Origin of the sequence: Pseudofulvimonas gallinarii (genome assembly GCF_004343305.1) — a bacterium.
GTDB classification, from domain to species: domain Bacteria; phylum Pseudomonadota; class Gammaproteobacteria; order Xanthomonadales; family UBA2363; genus Pseudofulvimonas; species Pseudofulvimonas gallinarii.
The window spans coordinates 1-6347 of sequence record NZ_SMAF01000042.1 but is presented as its reverse complement, the minus strand read 5'-3'; the positions used below and the strand labels follow the sequence as shown (position 1 = coordinate 6347).

Here is a 6347-nt window from a genome sequence, read left to right as displayed (position 1 = left end):
CACAGACGTCCGATCCGTGCCCAAAACGGGGCTTGCGCGACCGCCGCCTACCCAGCAGACTGCCCGAAAAGGGCGTTTGAACTTCCTATACGCAGCGTGAGGGGCTTGGAAGGGGCGGCCCGGGAAACGTGCCGGAGGTGGGAGAGGGTCACCTCCAGCGGCCGGATTCCCGTCAGAGGCGGGAAACGGCGAGTTCGGCCAGCGGCCGCGTGATGTCAAGGTGTGTGCTCTCCTCCATCTTTCCGACCTTGGCCACGTTGACCTGGACGACAGTCGTGCCGGACAGCACCCACAGGGCCTGCCCGTTCCAGTAGGCCTTGTCACCGAGTCCCGGAACGACCTGCAAGGCCCGGCCAACCGCCTCCGCATTGGCCAGGTTGACGGCATCGAACTCTTCGGCGGTGTAACCGCCAACCTTTACGAGGACAAACTCCATGTCCATGGAGCCGCCGCGGTGCGTGCATTCGCGATAGGGATAGTCTTCACGCCCATCCTTGTACTCCGTCTTCTGGACCGGCGTGATGACGCCAGCCACGTCTTCCGCGGTAAGCAGTGCACACGGGTCGACGTCCACCCGGCGGGGTGTGGGAAGGGCCAGGAGACGGGTCACCGCGTCGTTGGCGGCGGCCGGCTTCGACGCTGTGCCGGGGGAACGTCCGGCAGCGGGTGGTGTGCTGGAAGAAGCGGATGCCTCAGCCCCGGGTTCAGGTCCTTTGGCGCAGCCGGTGAAGGCGGCACAAACCACCAGTGGAAGAAAGGTCCGGACGTACATGGCTGTTTCCTTGCAGTTGGATGGTGAAGCGTGGATGCCGTCACTCGAAGCCATCGTGGAAGATGGTGTCGGAGACAGGCTGCTGCTCGAAGGCGCCGGCATCGCAGTCGGCAAACCCGTCGCCATTGCCGTCCGCTGGCCGGGGTGCCCCGGTCATGTCATCTTGGAGGAGGGTACCCAGCGCATCCATGCAGGCATCCACGGGGACGAGATCCAGGGCGGGGCTGTCCGGGGCTGGTCGCAGGGCGAGCTGGTGGCTGCCGTTGGCTTCCGAGACGAGCTCAACCCCGGGATCCATGGCGAGGCTTCCGTTGCCGACTGCACATTCCTCCCGGTTGGACACGTTGTACCGCGCGAGCGAAAGGCCTGCGGGAGTTCCGGTCTGTGTTTCCACGACGCAGGCCCACTGGGCCTCGTAGTCCATGGCCGGGCTGCTCTGGAACAGGTTGCCGGCCACCACGGCATCCATAGGCTGGGCATCGCTGTAGCGGATGAGCATGTCCCAGGCCCGACCGAGGCCGCCGCCCATGCCGAGATTGTTTTCGTAGAAGCTGTTGAACACCACACGGACGATGCGTGGGGAATCCGGCTCGTTCTCGAAATCACTCGGGGCGACGATGGCAAGGGCGCCTGCGCCGTGTCCCGCCCAGTTCCGGGAGAACAGGTTGTTCTCGACGTAGGCGTGTGCATATTCGATGAACACCGCGCCGGCCTTGTAGCCCATGGCGATGCCACTGTCGCTGTTGGCATGGAAGCTGTTGCGCCGCAGGGTGACCGTGGCATTGTGGTGTCGCCATGCACCAATGGCGCTGATGGCGCCGCCCCGCCCGAAAATGTCGGTGGCGTTGGACACATTGGAATGGAATCGGCTGTCTTCGACCAGGAGCTCGAAACTGTTGGAGGTGTTCTGGCCGCTGGCCACATGGACGGCACCGCCCCAGAAGCCGGCGTTGTATTCGAACACACTGCTTCTGATCTCGTGGCTGTGGTGCACTGACAGCGGAGCGACCGCCGTCACCATGGCGATGGCCCCGCCTCTGTCTTCGGAAATATTGCTGCTGAACAGGCTGTCCCGGATGTCCAGGTCGATTCGCGACTCCATGACTGTGCCGATGGCGCCACCGTCGGCACCGGCCGTGTTTCCATGGAAACGGGATCCGTAGCTGCGCAGCGTGACCTGGCCGGCTGTGTCGAAGCCGATGGCGCCGCCCGAGCCAAGCGCCGTGTTGTGGTCAAAGCCGCAGTCGTTCAGGGTCACTGTCGCGCCACTCTGGATCAGCATGGCTCCGCCGTCGTTTTCCGTGAATCCGTTTTCCATGTCCAGACGTGAGATCTGCAGCGGTCGGTTCTCCATCTGCACGAGCATCAGGCGCGAGGTACCGTCGGAGACAAGGCGGACACGACGATTGTCCGGAGGAGCGATCCGGAGGGCCCCGCCGCCGGCGATCAATGGACCGGCCGCAGTATCGAGGTGGATGGTGGCCACCTCTCCCTCGAACAGGTCCCCGGCGAATCCGATCGAATCCATCCCGACCAGGCCACCGCCGACACAGTCCGGATGGACGGCGTTGTTGTTGCGCGCGTTGTTCATCGCCTCGCGCAGGGAGCACACGCCGTCATCGGCCAGGCTGTCATCAAGTGTGGTGACGGTGATATCCGCGGCGCAGGCCAAAGGCGTGATCAAGGCGAGCACGGGGAAGAGCAGGGCATGTTTCATGATGGTTTCCTGTCATGTTGGTCTGGTCAGCGCCAAGGGATTCCGATACCGTCATCCTCGCCGCGCTCGATCGGGCCGGCATCGCAATAGCCACCGGCGATCGGTGTGCCCGCGGTCCAGGGACGGGTGCTGCCACGGATGTCGACGGGGTCCGCACCGAGTGTGTCGAGGCACACCGCTTCCGGGACGATCTCGGATTCGATCGACGAATGGCCCGGGGCGGGGACCCACGGGCGTCCCGGCGCGGCCGGGTAGGAGGAGAGCGCGGATGTGATCGGCCGGTCGTCAGGGGCGATAAGGCCGCAGGTGAGGTCGCCGGAATGGAGGTTGAAACCCTGCGAGAGAGGGATCCACCCGTGATCGCACAAGGGGGCGGAGCGGGACCGCATCAGATTGGCCGTGAAGACGGCGGATTCGACGCCGGCCGGGTCGAGTGAGATCGACGGACCGCCCTCGTTGTCCACGACGGCGGTAAAGCGGAGGTCGAGCCGGCTGTCACCAGTCAGCGCAAGGGCACCGGCCAGGTGTCCGAGATTCCTGGTCAGGGAGCTGTTGACGATATCAAGTCCGCTGCCCCACGAATGGATTGCGCCGGCCTCCAAGGCACGGTTCCCGTCGAATACACTGCGCTCGACCACAAGGCCGGCGGGATGCGACACCGTGATGGCTCCGGCCCGACCGGAGTTGATGGCGTGGTTGCTCAGGAAGTCGCATTCACGGATGTGGACGGTGCCCGCTTCGCCTTCGATGTGGATTGCGCCACTTCCGCCTTCCTCAAGTGATTGGTTGGCAAGAAAGCGGTTGCCGGAAATCTCGACCGTGGCCTGCATGCTCCGTGGGACCAGCCGGATTGCACCGGAATGACCATGGTTGTGGATGAATTCACTGTCGCGAACCACCAGGTTCCGTGTCATCGAGGCGATGACAATGGCGCCGGCACCGTCCGCGTCGTGGGCGCGGTTGTTGACGAACCGGCTTCGTACAACCTCAACCTCGTCGATCTCCGTCAGCGTGTTCAGTACAACGGCGCCGGTGCCGCCGTGATTGTTGAGGAATTCGGAATCGCGGATTTCAAGGCGCTGGAGCCGCGTGTTTGGCACCGAGATCGCCGAGGCGTGGATCATCTGTTGTGAGATGTCCTTGAACCTCACGCCGTCGACAAGGACGCTTCCGGCGGTACCGATCAGAAGGCCGCGATTCATTCCGATGTTGCGCAGTTCGAAGGGTTCGTCAATGAGGCTGGTGACGACGACAGTGTCCAGGACGATGCGGTCCGCATCGCCTCCATCGATGACAAGGCTTTCGGCAATCTCCACGGGAACGGCCATCGAGATGCTGCCGGCAAGGCCTGGATGGAAACGTATTTCGTCGGGCATGTGGGGATCCCCGGCGGGGCAGCCGCGGGCGGGCATATTGGTGTTGGCCGCAATGACCGCGGACCTGAAGTCGCACTGGTAGAGAAGCGGGCGCGGGCTCAGGGTGTCGACGGTGATCACCGCCGACCGGGCGGATGGGGCCAGAACCAGAGCGAAGGTGAAGGCTAGGGCGGATCGCAATCCAGACGGATGCATGTCGTGGTTCTCCGGTCTAGGGGGATGGATGGTTGAATCCGTTCCTGAACAGGTAGTCGTCGATGTCCGGATTCCACTCCACGGCGCCGACGTCGCAACGCGCGATGGACCCGGATGCCGCCACTGGGCGGAGAGACATACGGGCATCATCGGTGACTGGATTGCCGAGCTCGTCGTGGCAAACGACGTCGGCATCGTCGATCAGGGGGCTGTCGATCCGGGGCAACAGGGTGGGTACATGCCCGCCGTAATTCCCCAGGGGCAGCAGGCGTGGATCGTCCAGTGGAAGATCGGTGTCGCTCGGTTCACAGGAGTCATCGCCCGTGTGGAACCGGTTGTATCCACCACTGCTCACGATGGCGCTTGTGCTCAGGCGTGTGCAGAGGCCACCGATGCTGCTCGGCCCGTAGAGAGCGGATCGGCCGATCTCGACCGTTCCCCCTACGGCGAGGTGTCCGTAACCGCTTCGTGTGTGGTGGAAGGTGGAGTGCGTGATCTGTGCGGAGCTTCCTAATGCGACATATATGCTGTTGCCGTTGTCGTGGAACGTTGTGTTGACGAAGCGGGCGGTCATGCTCTGGCCGATATTGACGGCTCCACCGAGTCCTTCCATGGCCTCGTTGTTGCTGAATGTGGATCGCAGAACCGAAACGCTCGCTGCCGCGTCTCCAAGGATCGATATCGCACCGCCCCGACGTAAGACGACGTTTTCCAGGAAGAATGAGTCGGTAATCGATGTGCTCTGGATTCGCGCCAGATTGATTGCGCCGCCGTCGCCGAATGCGCTTGGGAAATCACTGCGGTTGTTGATGAATCGGCTGCGTTCGACGATGACTTCGCCGACGCCGCGCAGCGTCATTGCGCCTCCACCCCAGTTGGCCGCCGTATTCAACTCGAATTCGGAATCCAGGACGGATACCTTGTTGACCGTTGTGCCAGGCGAGATGTCCTCGATGTAGGCGATGGCGGACTGCCTGTTGTTGACGAAGCGCATCTGCGAGACCGTCAGTCTGTCGACCTGGTTGATCTGGATGGCGCTGCCGTTGCCGGTGTGGTTGGCGGCGTTTCCTATGGTGAAGCCCGTGAACAGGGCGTCGTGGCCGGGGTTTGCCATGTCGACAAGAAACACCGGGCTGGACGCGGAGGCGTGAAGCGTCAGGGCGTAGGTACCGTTGCCGGAGATGGTGAGCGCCTGTGTGACCGTCATGGTGGCGTTCACCAGGATGGAACCCGAGACCGCGAGGTAGATCGCGTCCGGAATCATTGCGTGGCCTGCGGGACAGGCGTCCACGGCGACGTTGGTGTTTGCGGCCTGGATCGCCTCGCGCAGCGAACAGTCGCCGTCATTGTTGAGCTCGAAGTCGAGCGTGTTGACGATGATCAGCGCAGCCTGGGCGGCATTGGTGAAAGCCAGTACGAACAGGATCGAGGGCATTATGAGTCGGAGCATGGTGCTTTCCTTCCGGGGTGGCTCAGCGGTAATAGGAGGGGTCGTCCCACGGGCATTTGCGGAACGATTCCTGGTAGGCACGGACCATGGCCGACCGGATCCCGCTGTCTTCCTGTGCCTGGGTGGCACTCATCAGGGCTTTGGAGGCGCGGCTGGTGCAGCGTGCGACTTCCGGCGCCAGCTGGCGCGTGCAATCGCAACGTTCCTCGGCAATCCGGATCGCGGCCTCGATGGGGTCAATGCGTTTGCAGCCGGATAACTGGGCCACTGCCAGCACGCCCATGGCCAGCAGAAGGATGGGGCGGGCAGCGATGGGCGGACGGTGATGCACGTCGATTCTCCCTGTGCGACGTGCGTGCTGATGCAGGCGGCGTGCCAGCCGTCCTGAACTGCAAATTCAATGACGTGCGTGAGGGGTTCGCCCGATCGTGTCGCAATCGTGCGACGGGATGGCCCGGGCGTGAGACACGTACCGGCTCAGCCCTGATCGCCGGCAAGGAGGAGGAGCCGCTCCATGTCGGGCTGGTGTCGGCTGTGCAGCAGCGGCATGCGCTCCAGGGCGTCCGCCAGGAGCTGCACGGCCTTGCGGATGCGCCGTGGATCGTGGGGCGCGAGAACCAGGATGCGGGCGATGCGCGCCCGCAGGGGCGCGGAGGTCGTGTATCTGTCGGCCGCGTCCTCGACCAGCGCAAGGTCCGCGGCCAGCAGCGCCGGATCGCCGCGACCTGCCGAATGACGCCAGCAACGAAGACCAGAACCACGGCATCAACCTGGCGCTGCGCGCCATGGAAGCGCCGCTGCGCGAGATCGTCGCCAACGCCGGCGAAGAGCCGAGCG

At 63.8% G+C, this 6347-nt stretch carries 6 protein-coding genes; 1 reads left to right on the top strand and 5 read right to left on the bottom strand.

The genetic code is table 11. The features are described 5' to 3' along the window. Nucleotides 1-172: 172 nt before the first annotated feature. From EDC25_RS14335 to EDC25_RS14315, 5 genes are all read right to left on the bottom strand, one after another. Nucleotides 173-772, bottom strand: coding sequence for a DUF3558 domain-containing protein (locus tag EDC25_RS14335; RefSeq protein WP_132577763.1), 600 nt, complete (start codon nucleotides 770-772; stop codon nucleotides 173-175). A 40-nt stretch (nucleotides 773-812) separates the two neighbouring features. Continuing rightward, complete coding sequence (locus EDC25_RS14330; protein ID WP_123522929.1) at nucleotides 813-2489, bottom strand: hypothetical protein; 1677 nt, start codon at nucleotides 2487-2489, stop codon at nucleotides 813-815. 26 nt (nucleotides 2490-2515) lie between these two features. Continuing rightward, nucleotides 2516-3865, bottom strand: coding sequence for a right-handed parallel beta-helix repeat-containing protein (locus tag EDC25_RS14325; RefSeq protein WP_132577761.1), 1350 nt, complete (start codon nucleotides 3863-3865; stop codon nucleotides 2516-2518). Between the two features lie 211 nt (nucleotides 3866-4076). Next, nucleotides 4077-5495, bottom strand: a complete 1419-nt coding sequence (locus tag EDC25_RS14320; protein ID WP_164484165.1) for a CSLREA domain-containing protein — start codon at nucleotides 5493-5495, stop codon at nucleotides 4077-4079. 37 nt (nucleotides 5496-5532) lie between these two features. Beyond that, on the bottom strand, nucleotides 5533-5841 hold the full coding sequence (locus EDC25_RS14315; RefSeq protein ID WP_132577759.1) for a hypothetical protein: 309 nt from the start codon (nucleotides 5839-5841) through the stop codon (nucleotides 5533-5535). Nucleotides 5842-5882: 41 nt separating this feature from the next. Here EDC25_RS14315 and EDC25_RS14935 point away from each other — a divergent pair. Then, nucleotides 5883-6347, top strand: a 465-nt coding sequence (locus EDC25_RS14935) for a hypothetical protein (protein WP_207905722.1), incomplete at its 3' end; no start/stop codon positions are given.

What these genes read in the sequence shown, in the direction of transcription:
- EDC25_RS14335 (WP_132577763.1), bottom strand. Translation starts at nt 772, where the DNA reads ATGTACGTCCGGACCTTTCTTCCACTGGTGGTTTGTGCCGCCTTCACC.
- EDC25_RS14330 (WP_123522929.1), bottom strand. Translation starts at nt 2,489, where the DNA reads ATGAAACATGCCCTGCTCTTCCCCGTGCTCGCCTTGATCACGCCTTTG.
- EDC25_RS14325 (WP_132577761.1), bottom strand. Translation starts at nt 3,865, where the DNA reads ATGCCCGACGAAATACGTTTCCATCCAGGCCTTGCCGGCAGCATCTCG.
- EDC25_RS14320 (WP_164484165.1), bottom strand. Translation starts at nt 5,495, where the DNA reads ATGCCCTCGATCCTGTTCGTACTGGCTTTCACCAATGCCGCCCAGGCT.